The following is a 17,212-nucleotide window of genomic DNA, read 5'->3' as shown; positions in this document are numbered from 1 at the left end:
CCGGCAGCATGGACTTCGCATTCGACAGCAGGACCGGGGAACTCCGCGAGCGGCTCCTCGCGTTCATGGAGGAGTACGTCTACCCGGCGGAGCCCGTCGCCGCCGAGCAGCGCGCGCGGCTGGCCTCGCCCTGGGACACCCCGGCCGTCTTCGGTGACCTGAAGGCCGAGGCGCGCCGCCAGGGGCTGTGGAACCTCTTCTTCGTCGACCAGCACAGCCTGCCCGACGGGGAGTACGGCGCCGGCCTGACCAACCTCCAGTACGCCCCGCTGGCGGAGATCACCGGCCGGAGCCCGCATCTGGCGCCGATGGCCACCAACTGCGCGGCGCCGGACACCGGGAACATGGAGCTGCTCGCGCAGTTCGGCGACGAGCAGCAGAAGAAGCAGTGGCTGGAGCCGCTCCTCGCCGGTGAGATCCGCTCCGCCTTCGCGATGACGGAGCCGGAGGTGGCCTCCTCGGACGCCACGAACATCGAGACCCGGATCGAGCGGGACGGCGACGCGTACGTGGTCACCGGGCGCAAGTGGTACATCTCGGGGGCGATGAACCCGGACTGCAAGGTCTTCATCGTGATGGGCAAGACCGACCCCGACGGCGCCGATCCGCGCCGCCAGCAGTCGATGGTCCTGGTCCCGCGCGACACCCCGGGGGTGGAGGTGCGCCGGGCGATGACGGTGTACGGGTACGCCGACCACGACCACGGCGGGCACGCCGAGGTGGTCTTCGACGGGGCGCGGGTCCCCGCGCGGAACCTGATCGGCGAGGAGGGCGCCGGCTTCGCCATCGCCCAGGCCCGGCTCGGCCCGGGCCGGATCCACCACTGCATGCGGCTGATCGGCATGGCGGAGCGGGCCGTCGAGCTGATGTGCCGGCGCGCGGTGGGGCGTACGGCCTTCGGGAAGGAGCTGGCCGCGCAGGGAGTCGTACAGAACTGGATCGCGGACGCCCGGGTCACCATCGAGCAGCTGCGGCTGCTGGTGCTGAAGACGGCGTGGCTGATGGACACGGCCGGCAACCGGGGCGCGCACACCGAGATCCAGGCCATCAAGATCGCCACCCCGCGCGCGGTCGTGGGGATCCTCGACCAGGCGGTGCAGCTGCACGGGGCCGCCGGGGTCAGCCAGGACCTCCCGCTGGCCGAACTGTGGGCGGCGGCGCGGACGCTGCGGCTGGCGGACGGCCCGGACGAGGTACACCAGCGCTCGCTGGCCCACCGCGAGCTGCGGCGCTACCGCGCCTGAGCCGGAGGGAGCCGCCCCGCGCCCTCAGACGGCCGCGGGGCGGCCCGACGCCGCCTCGATGACCTCGTCCAGCACTTCGCGGGAGCGCAGCAGATCGCCGATCATCCGGTCGATCCGGTCCCGCTCGGTGGCCAGTTCGGCCACCAGCGCGGGCGTGGCGCGCACCGACGGGCCGCCGTCCTCGTCCCGCATGCAGGGCAGGATCTGCGCGATCTTGGAGCTGTGCAGCCCGGCCGCGTAGAGCTCCTGGATGCGGATGACCCGGTCGACGGCCCGCTCGGGGAAGTCCCGGTGCCCGCCGGGCGTCCGGTCGGACGCCAGCAGGCCCTGCTGCTCGTAGTAGCGCAGCGAACGCTCACCGACTCCGGTGCGCGCCGCCAGTTCACCGATCCGCATGGCCACCTCGGGGGAATCAGCCTTGAACCTGACACTGGTGTCAGGTTCTACGGTACCGGCATGACGCAGACACGACAGGGCCTCGCCGCATCCCGCCTCTTCTCCCCCGCCCGTCTGGGCGGCCTGGAACTCCCCCACCGGCTGGTGATGGCCCCGCTGACCCGCAACCGGGCCGGAGCCGACGGGGTTCCCGGAGACCTCATGGCCACCTACTACGCGCAGCGCGCCTCAGCCGGGCTGATCATCGCCGAGGCCACCACTCCCAACGCCGTCGGACAGACCTATCCGCACATCCCGGGCATCCACACCCCGGCGCAGATCGCCGGCTGGCGGCGGGTCACCGATCCCGTGCGCGCCGCCGGCGGACAGATGTTCCTCCAGCTCCAGCACGGCGGCCGGGTCGGCCACCCCGACACCAGCGGACACGTCCCGCTCGCCCCGTCCGCCGTGCGGTTCCCGGAGCCGCTGCACACCCCCGGCGGGCTCCGGGACGCCGTCACGCCCCGCGCGATGACGGAGGAGGACATCGCGTCCACCGTCGCCGACTTCGCGGACGCCGCCCGCAACGCGGTCGAGGCGGGCTTCGCCGGGGTCGAGGTGCACGCGGCCAACGGGCACCTGCTCCACCAGTTCCTGGCGCGGAACACCAACCTCCGCACCGACGCGTGGGGCGGATCGGCCGAGGGGCGGATCCGGTTCCCCGTCGAGGTGGTCCGGGCCGTCGCCGAGGCCGTCGGCCCGGAGCGGGTCGGCGTACGGATCTCGCCCGGGATCGAGGTCAACGGCGTGGAGGAGGGCGACGCCGAGGAGGTCTACCCGGCCCTCGTCACGGCGCTGGCCGAGCTGGAGCCGGTCTACCTGCACCAGGTCCACGCCGACCCGGACCGGCCCGCCTTCGCGGCACTCCGCAAGGCCTGGCCCGGCACCCTGATCGCCAACCCCGTGCTCTCCCACGAGGAGGTCGCCTCCGACGGCGGAAGGCGGCGGGGCGAGCGGCTGCTGGCCGAGGGCGCCGATCTCGTCGCCCTCGGGCGGGGGTTCCTGGCCAACCCCGACTTCGTGGAACGCCTGCGCACGGGCGCCCCGCTCAACGCGCTGCGCCCGGAGTCCCTGATGCACGTCCACGGCCCGGAGGGCTACACCGACTATCCGGCGCTCGGCTCCCGGACGGTTTAGGGACGCAGGGAGCGCAGGAGGAGGTCCGCGAGGTGGTCGGCGACCTGGTGGGGGGTGAGCGGGCCGTCCGTGCGGTACCAGGTGGAGAGGTGGTGGACGGAGCCGAAGTAGTAGTCCACCACCAGGTCGGCGGGGGTGGCCGTGGAGAACACCCCGGTGCGCTGCCCCTCCTCGACCAGCGCGCGGAACCGCTCGTGGTAGCGCCGGCGTTCCGCCCGGACCTGCTTGTACTTCTCCGGGCTGAGCTGGTGCATCGACCGGAAGAAGATCATCGCGTCGTCGAGGTTCTCGATCGTGGTGACCACGACGTCGGCGGCGGCCGCCCGCAGCCGCTCCTCGACCGGGGCATCGGATCCGGCCACGGCGTCGAGCCGCTGCTGCTGGAGGCGCAGCATCCGCGCGTACACCTCGTGCAGCAGGTCGTCCTTCGAGCCGAAGTAGTGGTAGAGCGCGCCCTTCGTCACCCCGGCCGCCTCCACGATCTCCTGGACGGAGGTGCGGTCGTAGCCGCGTTCGGCGAAGAGCCTGGTGGCGACGGCCAGCAGCCGCTGCGGCACCGGGGTCTCCCGGTTTCCGTCCTCGGGGCCCTCGGTGGTCCTGGCGGCCATGGTGCTCGCCTTCCTCTCCTGATCCTGACCTGTCCCGCGCTGTACGACCGTCCGGCGGTTTTCAGCCGCGCTCGCGCAGTTCTCGTCGCAGGATCTTGCCACTGGTGGTCTGGGGAAGAACAGGCAGGATCTCGACCCGGCGCGGGTACTTGTACGCGGCCAGGCGCTCCGCGCAGTACGCGACGAGTTCCGCCGGAGCGGCCGAGGCGCCGGGGCGCAGGCTGACGTACGCCTTGACGCTCTCCCCCCGGTACGCGTCGGGGACGCCGACCACGGCCGCCTCCCGTACGGCGGGGTGCGTGTAGAGCACGTCCTCGACCTCGCGCGGCCACACCTTGAACCCGGAGGCGTTGATCATGTCCTTCTTGCGGTCGACCACGTAGAGCCAGCCCTCGGGGTCCATGAACCCGACGTCCCCGGTGCGCAGTTCGCCGTCCGGGAAGGTCTCGGCGGTGGCCCCGGGCAGGCCCCAGTAGCCAGGGACGACCTGGGGGCCGCGCACGGCTATCTCCCCGGTCACTCCGAAGGGCACCTCGGCGCCGTGCTCGTCGAGGATCCGTACGAGGGTCTGCGCGCCCGGCACTCCGACCGAGAGGGTGCCGGTGGCGGGGTCGACGGGCGCTTCGAGGTGCGCGGGGACGGAGGCGCAGGGGGCGGTGCACTCGGTGAGGCCGTAGCCGTTGCGCAGGTAGAACCCGAAGGAGGCGCGGAGGCGTTCGACGAGCGCGGGCGGGAGCGGTGCGCCGCCGGAGGAGATCATCTGGAAGGAGGCGAAGTGCTCCCGGGTGGCGGCGGGGTGGGCGGCCAGGGAGGTGAAGGCGGTGGCCGGGCCGATGGTGTAGGCGGGCCGGTGCTCGAGGAAGGCGTCGAGGACGGCGCCGGGGTGGAAGCGGTGGGCGAGGACCAGGGTGCCGGCGTTGACGAGGCAGGCGGTGAGCTCGCAGACGAGGCCGGTGATGTGGAAGAGCGGGGCGAGCGCGAAGTAGCCGGCGCCCTCGGGGAGGGGGTGGCCGGTGACCTGCCGGGCGGCGTTGTAGGTGAGCGCCCCGTGCGGGTTCATGGCGCCCTTGGGGGTGCCGGAGGTGCCGGAGGTGTAGCTGATGAGGGCGGTGTCGGCGGCGCCGAGCCGGGGATCCGGCGGCGCGGGGTGGCCCTGGCGGGCCACGGTGAGCAGGTCCTCGGGCCCGGGCCCGCCGGGACCCGCCGGCGCGTCGGGCGCGTGCGGCGCTGCGGGCGTTCGCGGCGCGTGGGGTCCCGCCGGTGCTTCGGACGTGTGCGGTCCCGCCAGCGTGCGCGGCGTGCGGGGCTGGGGCCGCAGCTCGGGGTCAGCCGGTGTCGCGCCGGGGGGAGGTTCCGCGCAGTCGGGGGTGGGGGCGGTGGCCGGGAAGACGCGGGGGTCGTCGCGGGTCTGGAAGTCCCGGTCGCGCGCGGTCAGGGCGACCCGTACGCCGCTCTCCCGCGCCGTCTCGCCGAGGTACGCCTCCCACGCCCCGCCGTCGCACACCAGTGCGGCGGCGCCCGAGTCGCGCAGGATGTGCCCCGCCTCCCCGGCCTTGTACATCGGGTTGAGCGGTACGACCACCGCCCCCGCCTTCCAGGCGGCCAGCACCGCGAGCACGAAGTGCGGGGTGTTCTGGAGCATGACCGCGACCCGGTCGCCCCGGCCGATCCCCCGCCCGGCGAGGTGCCCGGCCAGGGAGTCGGAGAGGGCGTCGGCCTCGGCGTAGCCGATCCGGCCGTCGAAGTACGCGAGGGCCGTGCGCCCCGGGGCGCGGGCCACGGCGGCCCGGAACGCGTCGAGCACGCTCGCCGGCGGCGTGACGGGAGCCCGCTGGGCCTCGCTCAGCAGCCCCAGCCAGGGCCGGGCGGCGTACCCGGAACCGGACCCGGCTCCGGAGGGGGCCGTCACGAGCCCTCCCACTTCTGCTGGAGGCGGTTCATGGAGTGCAGCCACCGGTCGGGGTCGGTCGCGCGGGCGGCGTGGTAGTCCGCCACCTCGGGGTGCGGGAGGATCAAGAACCGGCCCTTCTCCATGCCGTCGAACAGCGCTTCGGCGACCGTGTCCGGCTCGATCGCGGTCGGCGCCAGGACCAGCTCGCCCGCCGAACCGGAGGCGGTCAGCATGTCGGTGCGCACCCCCTGGGGGCAGATCGCGTGGACCTGGACGCCCCGGTGGCGGTAGGTCAGCGAGAGCCATTCCGCGAAGGCGAGGGCACCGTGCTTCGTGACACTGTACGGGGCCGCTCCGATCATGGTCAGCAGCCCGGCGGCGGAGACGGTGGACACGAAGCGGCCGGCGCCGCGCTCCAGCCAGCCGGGCAGCAGGGCGCGGGCGGCGCGCACGTGGGCCATGACGTTGGTGTCCCAGGCGGCCTCCCAGACGGCCTCGTCCGCGAAGGCGTCGCCGCCCGAGGCGAGTCCGGCGTTGGCGCAGTACACGTCGACCGTGCCGCCGAGGGCCTCGCGGGCCTCGGCGACGACGGCGGAGGCGTCTCCGGGGACGGCGATCGCCCGGGTGCCGATGGCGTCGGCCACGGCGGCGGCCTTGGCGGGGTCGAGGTCGTTGACGACGACGGTGGCGCCTTCGGCGGCGAAGCGGTGGGCGAGGGCCGCGCCGATGCCGCCGCCCGCGCCGGTGACGACGACTCGCTGGTCCTGGTACGCGCTCACGGGGGTCACCTTTCGCCACTGCTCGCCGGACCGCTGCCGGATCCCCGGCAGACTAACCGGTCGGTATGTGCTGCCGGAAGGGGTGCGCGCCCTAGCGTGGCGGGATGACGCTGTCGCGACGCGGGGTGCTGGGACTGGCGGGGGCAGTGGGGGCTGCGGGAGCCGCGGCGGCCGTGGGGGCGGCCGGTCCCGCGGGCGCCGCCGGTGGCGAGCGGGTGCGTACCGGCTTCGAGCGGCTTGCCGCCGACGGGTACGCGGAACTCGCCGGCCAGCGGGTCGGGGTCGTCACCAACCCCACCGGGATCACCGCCGACGCCCGCCACCTGGTCGACGTGCTCCACGCCGACGAGCGGGTCTCGCTGGTCGCGGTGTTCGGGCCGGAGCACGGCTTCCGCGGCACGGCCCAGGCCGGCGGGTCGGAGGGGGCCGGACGGGACCCGGCGACCGGGCTGCCCGTGTACGACACGTACGGCAAGAGCGGGCGGGAGCTGGCGGACCTCTTCACCGCGGCGGGGATCGACACGCTGGTCTTCGACATCCAGGACGTGGGGGCCCGCTTCTACACCTACGTCTGGACCCTGTACGACTGCATGCGCGCGGCCGCGCTGGCCGGCAAGGCGGTGGTGGTGCTGGACCGTCCCAACCCGGTCGGCGGCCGGCGGGCGGCCGGGCCGGTGCTGGACCGGGCGTACGCGAGCTTCGTGGGCCGGGAGCCGATCGCACTGGCCCACGGGATGACGGCGGCCGAGCTGGCGCTGCTGTTCAACGGCGAGTTCCTCGGCGCGGACCGCGTACGGCTGCGGACCGTACGGATGTCGGGCTGGCGGCGGGAGTCCTTCTTCGGGGCGACGGGGCTGCCGTGGGTGCCGCCGAGCCCGAACATGCCCACCCCGGACACGGCGCTCGTGTACGCGGGGACCTGCCTGTTCGAGGGCACCAGCCTGTCCGAGGGGCGGGGTACGACCACCCCCTTCGAGGTGGTCGGCGCGGAGGGCGTCGACCGGCGGTGGGCGGAGGCGGCGGACGCGCTGGATCTGCCCGGGGTGTGGTTCCGGGAGACGTGGTTCACGCCCGCCTTCTCCAAGCACGCCGGGAAGCTCTGCGGCGGGGTCCGGCTGGTCGTGCACGACCGGGAGTCCTTCGACCCGGTGCGGGCCGGGATCGGGCTGCTGGTGACGGCGCGCAGGGTGTGGAGCGGGTTCGGCTGGCGGGCGGACCACTGGATCGACCGGCTGACCGGCTCGGACCGGGTGCGGACCATGGTGGACGCGGGCGCCGGGGTGGAGGAGGTCGCCGGCGCCTGGGCGGCCGGGCTGGCGCGGTTCTCGGCGGTACGGGAGGAGTATCTGCTCTACCCCTGAGCGGCCGGCGGGCGCGCTCCGGCCCTGACACCGGCCCCGGCCGTCTCCGGCGGACCGGTGCCGTCGGGGGTCTGGCCGCGGCGGCCTCCCGGCGGGATGCTGCGAGCACCGCAGGCTGCTCGTGAAGGGGGAGGCCATGGTGGACAGCGGTGTCGTGCCGGCAGCCGGGATCGGTGTGGGCCCGTACCAGGAGCTGACCTTCGACGTCCAGGGCGACGTGGACCCGGCCACGCGGGCGGCGGTGGCCCGGATGGAGGCGACGGACCTGCTGGTCTTCGCCCACGGCTGGAACAGCGACCGCTCCACCTCGACCCGGCTCTACGACCGCTTCTTCGCTCCGTTCCCGGGGCTGGTGGGGGCAGGGGTGCGGCTGGGGTACGTGGGGGTGGTGTGGCCGTCGATCCGCTTCTCGGACGAGCCGATTCCGGATTTCGATCCCCCCGGCGCCCGGCCCGGCGCGGAGTACGGGACGGCCCTGGACGGTGCCACGCGCGCGGCGCTCGGGGTGTTCTGGCCGGGGCGGGAGGCGGAGCTGGACCGGGCCGGCGAACTGCTGGCGCAGCGGCCGGAGTCGGCGGCGGCGTTCGCCGAGTTCGGGGCGCTGGTGCGCCGGCTCGTCCACGCCGATCCGGCGGGGCAGACCCTCGGCCCGGACGTTCCGGCCGTCTTCACGCTGGACACCGTCGAGGTGTGCCGGGTGCTGGCGGGGGCCCTCGCCGAGGCTGAGGCGGCCGCCACCCCGGCCGGGGCGGATCCGGCCGGGGCGCTCGCCGGGGGTGCGGTGGCCGCGGCCCCGGGACCCGCGCTCGGGGGCGGGCTGCGCTCCCTGTGGGGCGGGGCCAAGGAGTTGCTGCGCCAGGCCACGTACTACGAGATGAAGAAGCGGGCCGGGGTGGTCGGCGAACACGGGCTCGGGCCGGTGCTCACCGACCTCGCCGGACGCCGGCCGGCCCTGCGCGTCCACCTGATCGGCCACAGCTTCGGCGCCCGGGTGGTGTCCTTCTCGCTGCGGGCGGTACCGGACGCGGCGCGGCACGTGAAGTCGCTGACGCTGCTCCAGGGGGCCTTCTCCCACTACGCGTTCAGCGAGCGCCTCCCCCACGACCAGCGGCGCGGGGGCGCCCTGCGCGGGCTCCAGCACAGGGTGGACGGCCCGGTGGTGGCCTGCCACTCCGCCCACGACTCGGCCCTGGGCGTGTTCTATCCCCTGGCCTCCCGGATGGCGGGTGATTCGGCCGGACTGCTCGGTTTCGACGAGCGGTGGGGCGCGGTCGGGCACGACGGGGTGCGGGCGGTGCCCGGCGCCCCGCGGCTGGGCCTGGAGGCGGCCCTGCGGGGCGGCCTGCCGGAGGCCGGTTGCGTCAGTGTGGACGCGGGCTCCGTGGTCCGCCGGGGCGGGGCTCCGTCGGGGGCGCACAGCGACATCTGCCATGCGGAACTGGCCCGGATCGTGGTCGGCGCGGGACGCATGGGGCGCTGACTTCCGGCCATGTGCCACCGGCACGCCTCGACCGCCCCCGCATGCGCCCGCATCTCCCCGGGCATGTTGGGCACGTCGCGGGGGGTTGCTTCGTTCGACGGAGTGACGCGGTCAGGTGTGGGCAGGGGCACGGCGGAGGTGAAGGTACGTTGGCAGGTTTTCGGAGTCTGGCCTATCAGGTGCGTGACGCACGCAATGACCGGGCCCTGCGGCGCCACTCGCTGCGCCGCTGCCTGGAGCGCTTCGCGCCCTACGGGCACCGGGCGACGTGGTGGCACCTGTGCGACCGGCACGGGATCGCCCCCGAGGACCGGGGGGCGGATCCCCTGCGGCTGGTGGCGGCGCTGGAGGAGCTCGAGGAGGCGCGGGCGGTCTGGCTGGAGTACGAGCGGCTGTTCGCGGAGCGGCGCAGACGCGAGAAGCACGACGGGGTCCGGCGGCCGGAGTGGGCCTGGGGCGGCAGCGGGGACGCCGTGGTGCGGTGTGCCGACCCGGGGGTGCGTCCGGAGGGGACGCTGGGCGAGGTGCTGCGGCGGCTGGTGACGGCCCTGGAGTCGGAGCCGGGGACGGCGTGCCCGGTCTGCGGCGAGGAGGAGCTGCGCTGGCCGGCCGCGCTGGCCGGGGCGGGCGCGTGGGCCGGGGCGTGGGCGTGGGACGGGCCGGTGTGCGGGGGCTGCGGGATCGTGGTGCCCCGGCCGGCGCTGGTGGACACGGCGGTGGTGCACGAGGCGGCGGGGGCGGCGTGAGCGGACTGCCGGGCGGCCCGCCGGAGGGGATGCTCCAGGTCGCGCTCAACGGTTCGCGGGGCGCGGCCGACGGGGCGGCGGTGCCGCTGTCCCCGGGGGATCTGGTCCGGTCGGCGCTGGACGCGGTGGCCGCAGGGGCCTGTGAGGTGCTGGTGCACCCGCGGACTCCGTGCGGGCGGGAAAGCCTCTCGCCCCGGGTGGTCGGGCCGCTGCTCGAGGAGTTGCGCGGCGCGGGGGTCCGCGTACCTCTGACGGTTCCGGCGGGTGTCGGCGCCGAGCCGGATCCGGCGGGGCGGCTGGAGCGGGTGCGGTCCTGGACGGTGCTGCCGGACCGGGCGACGGTGCCGTTCGCGGAGCCGGGCGCCCGGGAGCTGGGGCAGGCCCTGCTGGCGCGCGGGGTGGCGGTGGACGCCGTCGTGCCGCTGGGGGGCGGGGCCGGGCCGGAGCCGCTGGCCCGGTTCCTGGAGTGGGCCGCGCCGGGACGGGTCCGGTTGGTGGCGGAGCTGGCGGAGGCCGATCCGGCGCTGGTGGCGGGCCTGCGCTGGCTGCCGCCGGTGCCGGTGGTGCTGTACGGGCGGGAGGGCGCCGCCTGGCCGGTGCTGCGGCTGGCCGCGCGGTGCGGGGCGGGCGCGCGGATCGGCGTGGCGCAGGTGCTGCACCTTCCGGACGGGCGGCCGGCGCGCTCGAACGCCGAACTGGTCTCGGCCGCCCTGGGGTTGCGGGGCGGGGCCGCTACTGCGACAGCCGGGAACCGGTGAGGCGCTCGCCGAAGACGTCGTCCGGGTTGGAGAGCGCGCAGTTCTTCAGCGAGAGGCAGCCGCAGCCGATGCAGTCGGACAAGTGGTCGCGCAGACGGCTGAGTTGCTGGATGCGCTGGTCGAGCTCGCCGCGCCAGTTCTCCGACAGCCGGGCCCAGTCCTCCCGCGTGGGGGTGCGCTCCTCCGGCAGCTCGGCCAGCGCCTCGCGGATGCTGGCGAGCGGAATGCCCACGCGCTGGGCGGCGCGCACGAAGGCGACCCGGCGCAGCGCCTCACGGTTGTAGCGCCGCTGGTTGCCGGAGGTGCGGCGGCTGCTGATCAGCCCCTTGGCCTCGTAGAAGTGCAGGGCGGACACGGCCGCTCCGCTGCGCGCGGACAACTGGCCGACGGTGAGTTCGTGGACGTTCTCGGGAATCTGCGGCACATCGCCGAGCCTAACCGGAGATCCGTTGACAGACGCACCAGCCCCCCAGCATGCTGAGCAAGCGCTTATTCGTCTGGGCGGCCGGCATCTGGAGCCGGTCCCGGCATCCGGTACCAGCAGAAGCAGACAGGGGCAGGGCATGGCCGAACCGAGGATCTTCACGTCCGCCGAGGAGCTGCGCGCCGGCATCGGCGAGCCGCTCGGCCCGAGCGGGTGGCTGGAGGTGGACCAGAAGCGCATCGACCTCTTCGCGGACGCGACCGGGGACCACCAGTGGATCCATGTGGACCCGGAGCGGGCCGCCGACGGACCCTTCGGCTCGACCATCGCGCACGGCTACCTGACGCTGTCGCTGCTGCCGAGCCTGGTGCCGCAGATCATGCGGGTCGAGGGCATGCGGATGGGCATCAACTACGGCGTGGACAAGGTGCGTTTCCCCGCCCCGGTACCGGTCGGCTCGCGGCTGCGCGCCACCGCCGTGATCACGGCGGTCACCGAGGCGGGGGACGGCGTACAGGTCGCGGCCACGGTGACCGTCGAGCGGGAGGACGGCGAGAAGCCGGTGTGCGTGGCGGAGTCGGTGTCGCGCTACTACTTCTGAGCCGTCGCAGCGGCCGGGCGCGCGCCCACCATCCGCAGGACGAGGTCGGCGTACAGGGCGCCGACCTCGTCGGGCGTGCGCTGCCCGGCGGCGCTGAACCAGCGGGCCACGTCGATGCACAGGGACAGCACGGCGAGGGTGGTGCCCGGGACGTCCGGGACGTCGAACTCCCCCGCCCGCACGCCCTCGGCGATGATCCGGCGCACGGCGGCGTCGCTCAGCCGGCGCAGGGCGACGATCTCGCCGCGGTGCTCCGGGGCGAGGGCGTCGAGCTCGTACTGGACCACGCGGGCGGTGGTGTGGTGTGCGGCGTGCCAGCGCACGAAGGACCGTACGGCCGCGTCGAGCCGGTCGGCGGCGGCCCCCGGGCCGGAGGCGGCGGTCTCGAGGATCTCCAGCGCCTTGTCGTGGCCTATCCGGCTGATCCGGTGGAGCAGCTCTTCCTTCGTCTTGTAGTGGATGTAGAGGGCGGCCGGGCTCATGCCGGCGCGGCCCGCGATGTCGCGGGTGGTGGTCGCGTGGTAGCCGCGCTCGGCGAAGGCTTCGACGGCGGCCACGAGCAGCCGCCGCGCGGCGTCGGGGGTGACCTCCGACCACGGCTGGTAGCCGCCGGTCGTCTCCGCCGCGCTGTCCATCGCTCGCCCACCCTCTTCGTCCTGTAGGAAGACACCAGCTTACCGGAGGGTGAGCAAGCGCTTAGCGCCTGGCGCGGACGGTGGCCGGCGGGGCTGCTTCTGCTCTCCGTGCCGCTCGGTTACTTCTGCGCGTAGGGGTCGTACTCCGCCAGGATCTTCTCCATCCGGGCCTGGTCGACCCGGCTGACGATCTGCGTCGCCTCCTGGCGGTCGCGGACCACCTTGGCGAGGGTGAAGGCCGAGGTGGTCAGGTAGAGCACGGCGATGCCGAGGAAGGCCCGGACCCAGCCGCTGACGTCCATGTTGTAGATCCCCACGGCCACGGCGGCCATGGCGATGCCGAAGGAGGCGACGGCCTGGCCGTAGTACGCCCCCGTGTTCTGCTGCTTGACCGGTGTCTCGTTCATGGGTCCAGCATCGGACGCCGTGACGCGGAGCACATCCGCTCGGATACTCAGACGGGTACTCAGCCCGGCCCGCCACTCCCGCGACGGGTGGTCAGAAGGCGGAAACCCCGGTGCGGGCGCGGCCGATGAGCAGCTTCTGGATCTGGCTGGTGCCTTCGTAGAGGGTCATGACGCGGGCGTCGCGCAGCAGCTTCCCCGCCGGGTACTCGTCGATGTAGCCGTAGCCGCCGTGCACCTGGAGGGCGTTGCCGGCCGCCCGCACGGCGGCCTCGGAGGCGAAGAGCTTGGCGGTGGAGGACTCGGTGGCGAAGGGCTGCCCGCGGTCGATCAGGTCGGCGACCCGCCAGGTCAGCAGGCGGGCCGCGTCCACGTCCACCGAGATGTCGGCGATCAGCTCCTGGACCAGCTGGTGGTGGGCGATCGGCTTGCCGAACTGCTCGCGCTGGGCCGCGTACGAGACCGCCGCGTCCAGCGCGGCCTGGGCGATGCCGACGCAGCCGGCGGCCACCGACATCCGGCCCTTGGCCAGGGCCGACATGGCCACGGAGAAGCCCTTGCCCTCGGGGCCGAGCATCGCGGAGGCGGGGACGCGGACGCCGTCGAGGGTGAGTTCGGCGGTGGCCTGGCCGCGCAGGCCGAGTTTGCCGTGGACCTCGCGGCGGGTCAGGCCGGGGCTGTCGGCGGGGACGAGGAAGGCGGAGATCCCGCGGTGGCCGGGGGTGGCGGCGTCGGTCCGGGCGAAGAGGAGGACGACGTCCGCCCAGGTGCCGTTGGTGATGAACATCTTGCTGCCGCTGATGACGTACGCGTCCCCCTCGCGCACGGCGCGCGTGGTGAGGGCGGCGGCGTCCGAGCCGGTCCCGGGCTCGGTCAGACCGAAGCAGCCGAGCGCCTCGCCGGAGCACAGCCGGGGCAGCCAGACCCGCTTCTGCTCCTCGGTGCCCCAGGCGGCGACGGTCTTGGCGACCAGGCCGAGGGAGACGGAGACGATGCCGCGCACGGCGGAGTCCCCGCGGCCGAGTTCCTCGGTGACGAGCACGTAGGAGAGGTGGTCGCCGCCGGAGCCGCCGTACTCCTCGGGCACGGTGAGGCCGAGGAAGCCGACGTCCCCGAGCTTCTTCACGATCGAGCGGTCCACGCTCTCGGCGCGGTCCCACTCGGCGGCGTACGGGACGATCTCGCGCTCGGTGAACGCGCGGGCGAGGCGGCGCACGGCCTCCTGCTCCTCGCTGAGCTCCAGGTTCACGGGGGGTCCTCCCGGGCGTGGTCCGGCTGCCGGGCCTTTAACTAGCACCGGTAGTTTATGGCGGGGCAGGGCCTACTATGTGGCGCATGGCCAGACCGCGCAAGCCCCTCCTCAGCAGAGACCGCATCGTCGAGGCGGCGGGCGCGCTCGTGGACGCCGAGGGGCTGGACGCGGTGTCGACGCGACGGCTGGCCGCCGCTCTCGGAGTCAGCGGGCCCTCGCTGTACAACCACTTCCGCACGAAGGACGCGATCCTGGAGGCCGTTGCGGACGCGGTGAGCGCGAAGGTCGACTTGTCGATGTTCGAGTCCGTCGGGGGCTCCGGTGGAGACTCCGGGGAAGCCCCCGGCGGCGTGGGCGGGAAGGACTGGCGGGGGGCCCTGTACGACTGGGCGCACTCCTACCGGGAGGCCCTGTCCGACCACCCGAACATCGTGCCGGTGCTGGCGCGCGGCCCGGGGCGCCGCCCGGCCGGCCTGCGGCTGGCGGACGCGGTGTTCGGGGCCATGACGGCGGCGGGGTGGCCACCGGCCCAGGCGACCCGGATCGGCGCGCTGATGCGGTACTTCATCCTGGGCTCGGCGGTGGCCTCCTTCGCCCGGGGGTTCGTGGACGACGAGACGGCGTACGATCCGGCGGACTACCCGCACCTGGGCCAGGCCCACCTGCTGGCAGAACGTCAGCGGGAGGTGGACGAGGGCGCCTTCGAGACGGGCCTGACGGCGCTCCTGGACGGCCTGGCCCTCCAGTACGAGGCCCTGCGGGCGGCCGCGCCGCAGACGCGGGAGGCGGCGCAGACGCGGGAGGCGCCACAGACGCGGGAGGCATCGCAGACGCGGGACGCGCCGCAGACGGGGGACGCGCCATCCCGGCGGGGTTAGAAGACCACCAGCGAGCGGCCGCCCTTGCCCGCGGTCATCGCGTCGAAGGCGGCCGGAATGCCCTCCAGGGTGATGCGGTCGGTGACCATGGAACCGAGGTCGAGGCGGCCGGCCCGGACGTGTTCCGCGATGACCGGCAGGTCGCGGGCCGGGTCGCTGTTGCCGTACACGCAGCCGGTGAGGGTGCGGGCGAAGTGGAAGATCTCCAGCGCGTGGAAGCCGACCTGCTGCTCCTTGCCGCCGATGCCGACGACCGTGGTGCGGCCGCCCCGTCGGGTGGAGTCCCAGGCCGTGCGGATCGTCCCGGCGCGGCCCACGCACTCCACGGCGACGTCGGCGCCCTGCCCGCCGGTGAGGGCGCGGATCTGCTTGGCGGTGGTGTCGCCGGCCAGCACGAAGTCGGTGGCCCCGGCGGCGCGGGCCAGTTCCTCCTTGGCCGGGGAGACGTCGACGGCCACGACGGGGCCGGCCTGGGCGATCCGGGCCGCCTGGAGGGCGGCGAGTCCGACCCCGCCGACGCCGAACACCACGACCGACTCGCCCGGGCGGACCTGGGCGCTGTGGTGCACGGCGCCGTAGCCGGTCAGTACCGCGCAGCCGAGCAGGGCGGCCTCGGCGAGCGGGATCCCGTCGGGCGCGGGCAGCACGCAGTTCGCCGCGACGACGGTCTCCTCGGCGAAGGCGGCGACGTTGAGCCCCGGGTGCAGCTCGGTGCCGGCGGTGTCGTGGGCGTAGACCGCGCCGACGCCGGTCAGGGCCTTGGCGCAGAGCCAGACCTCGCCGATCCGGCAGTGGTGGCACTCCCCGCAGGACGGCGCCCAGTTGAGCACCACCCCGTCGCCCGGGGAGACGTGGGTGACGCCCTCGCCGACGGCGAGGACCGTCCCCGCGCCCTCGTGCCCCAGGACGGCGGGGACGGGGACCCGCATGGTGCCGTCGGTGAGGGACAGGTCCGAGTGGCAGACCCCGGCCGCGGCGAGCCGCACCCGGACCTGCCCGGGGCCGGGATCGGGCAGCACGATCTCCCGTATCTCCAGCGGGGCTCCGACGGCGGGCAGGATGGCGGCGCGGACCATGGTCGTCGTCTCCGTGTCTCGGGGGCTGCTCGGGCTCGGGGGTGGCGGGTGGGGCGCGGCGCACGGCGGCGCCGCCGGGTCAGAACTGCAGCGACTTGGTCTGGAGGTACTCCCCCAGGCCGTGCGCGCCCAGCTCGCGGCCCACGCCCGACTGCTTGTAGCCGCCGAAGGGCGCGAGCACGTTGAAGCGGCCGCCGTTGATGTCCACCTGGCCGGTGTCCATGCGGCGGGCGAACGCCACGGCCGTCTCCTCGTCCGCCGCCCACACCGCGCCGCCCAGGCCGTAGACGGTGCCATTGGCGATGCGCAGGGCGTCGTCCTGGTCCTCGTACGGGAGGATCGCCAGCACCGGGCCGAAGATCTCCTCCTGGGCGATGGTCATGTCGGGGGTGACGTCGGCGAAGACGGTCGGGGCGACGAAGTAGCCGCGCTCGTGGGGCGCGTCGGGGCCGCCCGCGACGAGGCGCGCGCCTTCCGCGACGCCCTTGCCGATGTACGAGCGCACGCGGTCGCGCTGGGTGGCGTTGACGACCGGCCCGAGGCGGGTGCCCCGGTCGCGCGGGTCTCCCGAGGGGTACGTGGCGACGGCGGCGGCCGCGAGGGCGACGGCCTCCTCGTGCTGGTCCCGGTGGACGAGCATGCGGGTGAGCGCGTTGCAGCTCTGGCCGGTGTTGTTCATGACGTGTCCGACGCCTGCCGCGACGGCCTTGGCCAGATCGGCTCCGGGCAGGATGACGTTCGCCGACTTGCCGCCCAGCTCGAGGGCGACGCGCTTGACGGCGGCGCCGGCGATGGCGCCGATCTTCTTGCCGACGGCGGTCGAGCCGGTGAAGGAGACGAGGTCGACTCCTTCGTGCTCGGCCAGCGCCTGGCCGGCGACCGGGCCGGTGCCGGTCACCAGGTTGAAGACTCCGGCCGGGATGCCCGCCTCGTGCACGGCTTCGGCGAAGAGCTGTGCGGTCAGCGGGGTGTCCTCGGCCGGCTTGAGGACGACGGTGCAGCCGGCGGCGAGAGCGGGTGCCACCTTGGCAACGACCTGGTGCAGGGGATAGTTCCAGGGCGTGATGGCCCCGACCACACCGACCGGCTCCAGGAAGACGGTGGAGTTCCCGACCCTCTCCTCGAAGGCGTGGGAGGCGGCGAGTTCCGCGTACGAGGAGGCCACCGCGACCGGCGTGCCGACGTGCACGGCCTCCGCGAAGCCGACCGGGGAGCCCAGCTCGGCGGTGATGGTGTCGGTGAACTCGCCCCTGCGGGCGACGATGGCGTCGCGCAGGGCACCGATCAGGGCGGCCCGCTCGGCCGGGGCGGTGGCCGCCCAGCCGGGGAAGGCGGCACGGGCGGCGCGCACGGCCGCGTCCACGTCCTCGGCCGTACCGGCCGGGACGGCACCGATGACCTGCTCGTCGGCCGGGTTGACGACCTCGATCCGGCCGGTTCCGGCGGCGGGCCGCCATTCCCCGCCGATGTACATCCCGTCGTGGGCCTTCATGGCATTCCTCC

At 74.5% G+C, this 17,212-nt stretch carries 18 protein-coding genes; 8 read left to right on the top strand and 10 right to left on the bottom strand.

Going from position 1 to position 17,212, the window contains the following annotated elements; genetic code table 11:
* Nucleotides 1-8 precede the first annotated feature (8 nt).
* Nucleotides 9-1,244: an acyl-CoA dehydrogenase family protein gene (locus AB0D45_RS19810; protein ID WP_362460667.1), complete on the top strand. Its 1,236-nt coding sequence runs from the start codon at nucleotides 9-11 to the stop codon at nucleotides 1,242-1,244.
* Between the two features lie 24 nt (nucleotides 1,245-1,268).
* Here the strand turns inward: AB0D45_RS19810 and AB0D45_RS19805 are convergent, their stop codons facing one another.
* Entirely contained in the window at nucleotides 1,269-1,640 is a 372-nt protein-coding gene (locus AB0D45_RS19805) for a MerR family transcriptional regulator (protein WP_362460664.1), read from the bottom strand.
* A 60-nt stretch (nucleotides 1,641-1,700) separates the two neighbouring features.
* On the opposite strand from AB0D45_RS19805, the gene AB0D45_RS19800 reads away from it, so the two are divergent.
* Nucleotides 1,701-2,816: an alkene reductase gene (locus AB0D45_RS19800; protein ID WP_362460661.1), complete on the top strand. Its 1,116-nt coding sequence runs from the start codon at nucleotides 1,701-1,703 to the stop codon at nucleotides 2,814-2,816.
* On the opposite strand, the gene AB0D45_RS19795 is transcribed toward AB0D45_RS19800, so the two are convergent.
* The 3 genes from AB0D45_RS19795 to AB0D45_RS19785 form a co-directional block, all read right to left on the bottom strand.
* Nucleotides 2,813-3,424: a TetR/AcrR family transcriptional regulator gene (locus AB0D45_RS19795; protein ID WP_361600018.1), complete on the bottom strand. Its 612-nt coding sequence runs from the start codon at nucleotides 3,422-3,424 to the stop codon at nucleotides 2,813-2,815. The two genes, AB0D45_RS19800 and AB0D45_RS19795, sit on opposite strands and share 4 nt — an antisense overlap.
* 61 nt (nucleotides 3,425-3,485) lie before the next feature.
* On the bottom strand, nucleotides 3,486-5,333 hold the full coding sequence (locus tag AB0D45_RS19790; RefSeq protein WP_362460657.1) for an AMP-binding protein: 1,848 nt from the start codon (nucleotides 5,331-5,333) through the stop codon (nucleotides 3,486-3,488).
* A complete protein-coding gene (locus tag AB0D45_RS19785; RefSeq protein WP_362460653.1) occupies nucleotides 5,330-6,103 on the bottom strand; it encodes an SDR family oxidoreductase in 774 nt (257 codons plus the stop codon). The genes AB0D45_RS19790 and AB0D45_RS19785 overlap by 4 nt, the downstream gene beginning before the upstream one ends.
* 95 nt (nucleotides 6,104-6,198) lie before the next feature.
* Here AB0D45_RS19785 and AB0D45_RS19780 point away from each other — a divergent pair, with 95 nt between their 5' ends.
* From AB0D45_RS19780 to AB0D45_RS19765, 4 genes are all read left to right on the top strand, one after another.
* Entirely contained in the window at nucleotides 6,199-7,455 is a 1,257-nt protein-coding gene (locus tag AB0D45_RS19780) for a DUF1343 domain-containing protein (RefSeq protein WP_362460650.1), read from the top strand.
* A gap of 136 nt (nucleotides 7,456-7,591) precedes the next feature.
* A complete protein-coding gene (locus tag AB0D45_RS19775) occupies nucleotides 7,592-8,935 on the top strand; it encodes a serine-threonine protein kinase (protein ID WP_362460648.1) in 1,344 nt (447 codons plus the stop codon).
* Between the two features lie 149 nt (nucleotides 8,936-9,084).
* Nucleotides 9,085-9,681, top strand: a complete 597-nt coding sequence (locus AB0D45_RS19770; RefSeq protein ID WP_361600003.1) for a hypothetical protein — start codon at nucleotides 9,085-9,087, stop codon at nucleotides 9,679-9,681.
* The gene (locus AB0D45_RS19765) at nucleotides 9,678-10,439 is read left to right on the top strand and encodes a 3-keto-5-aminohexanoate cleavage protein (RefSeq protein WP_362460645.1); all 762 of its coding nucleotides are present in this window, start codon (nucleotides 9,678-9,680) and stop codon (nucleotides 10,437-10,439) included. Before AB0D45_RS19770 ends, AB0D45_RS19765 begins: the two co-directional genes overlap by 4 nt.
* Here AB0D45_RS19765 and soxR read toward each other — a convergent pair.
* A complete protein-coding gene (soxR, locus tag AB0D45_RS19760; protein ID WP_362460642.1) occupies nucleotides 10,414-10,863 on the bottom strand; it encodes a redox-sensitive transcriptional activator SoxR in 450 nt (149 codons plus the stop codon). The two genes, AB0D45_RS19765 and soxR, sit on opposite strands and share 26 nt — an antisense overlap.
* Nucleotides 10,864-11,002: 139 nt before the next feature.
* Between soxR and AB0D45_RS19755 the strand changes: the two genes are divergently transcribed.
* Complete coding sequence (locus AB0D45_RS19755) at nucleotides 11,003-11,464, top strand: MaoC family dehydratase (protein WP_361599994.1); 462 nt, start codon at nucleotides 11,003-11,005, stop codon at nucleotides 11,462-11,464.
* Here AB0D45_RS19755 and AB0D45_RS19750 read toward each other — a convergent pair.
* The 3 genes from AB0D45_RS19750 to AB0D45_RS19740 all read right to left on the bottom strand — a co-directional run bounded on the left by AB0D45_RS19750 (nucleotide 11,455) and on the right by AB0D45_RS19740 (nucleotide 13,752).
* Complete coding sequence (locus tag AB0D45_RS19750) at nucleotides 11,455-12,099, bottom strand: TetR/AcrR family transcriptional regulator (protein ID WP_361599991.1); 645 nt, start codon at nucleotides 12,097-12,099, stop codon at nucleotides 11,455-11,457. The genes AB0D45_RS19755 and AB0D45_RS19750 overlap by 10 nt on opposite strands.
* 119 nt (nucleotides 12,100-12,218) lie before the next feature.
* The gene (locus AB0D45_RS19745; protein ID WP_362460638.1) at nucleotides 12,219-12,506 is read right to left on the bottom strand and encodes a YiaA/YiaB family inner membrane protein; all 288 of its coding nucleotides are present in this window, start codon (nucleotides 12,504-12,506) and stop codon (nucleotides 12,219-12,221) included.
* Nucleotides 12,507-12,597: 91 nt separating this feature from the next.
* A complete protein-coding gene (locus AB0D45_RS19740; RefSeq protein ID WP_362460635.1) occupies nucleotides 12,598-13,752 on the bottom strand; it encodes an acyl-CoA dehydrogenase family protein in 1,155 nt (384 codons plus the stop codon).
* 86 nt (nucleotides 13,753-13,838) lie between these two features.
* Between AB0D45_RS19740 and AB0D45_RS19735 the strand changes: the two genes are divergently transcribed.
* The gene (locus AB0D45_RS19735) at nucleotides 13,839-14,633 is read left to right on the top strand and encodes a TetR/AcrR family transcriptional regulator (RefSeq protein WP_362460633.1); all 795 of its coding nucleotides are present in this window, start codon (nucleotides 13,839-13,841) and stop codon (nucleotides 14,631-14,633) included.
* Here the strand turns inward: AB0D45_RS19735 and AB0D45_RS19730 are convergent.
* Nucleotides 14,630-15,709: a Zn-dependent alcohol dehydrogenase gene (locus tag AB0D45_RS19730; protein WP_362460631.1), complete on the bottom strand. Its 1,080-nt coding sequence runs from the start codon at nucleotides 15,707-15,709 to the stop codon at nucleotides 14,630-14,632. The genes AB0D45_RS19735 and AB0D45_RS19730 overlap by 4 nt on opposite strands.
* A gap of 79 nt (nucleotides 15,710-15,788) precedes the next feature.
* Nucleotides 15,789-17,201: an aldehyde dehydrogenase family protein gene (locus tag AB0D45_RS19725; protein ID WP_362460629.1), complete on the bottom strand. Its 1,413-nt coding sequence runs from the start codon at nucleotides 17,199-17,201 to the stop codon at nucleotides 15,789-15,791.
* Between the last annotated feature and the right edge of the window lie 11 nt (nucleotides 17,202-17,212).

It is taken from the genome of Streptomyces sp. NPDC048352 (genome assembly GCF_040651895.1).
Lineage (GTDB): Bacteria > Actinomycetota > Actinomycetes > Streptomycetales > Streptomycetaceae > Streptomyces.
The sequence above is the reverse complement of the archived record's forward strand: the minus strand, read 5'-3'. Positions and strand labels throughout refer to the sequence as shown.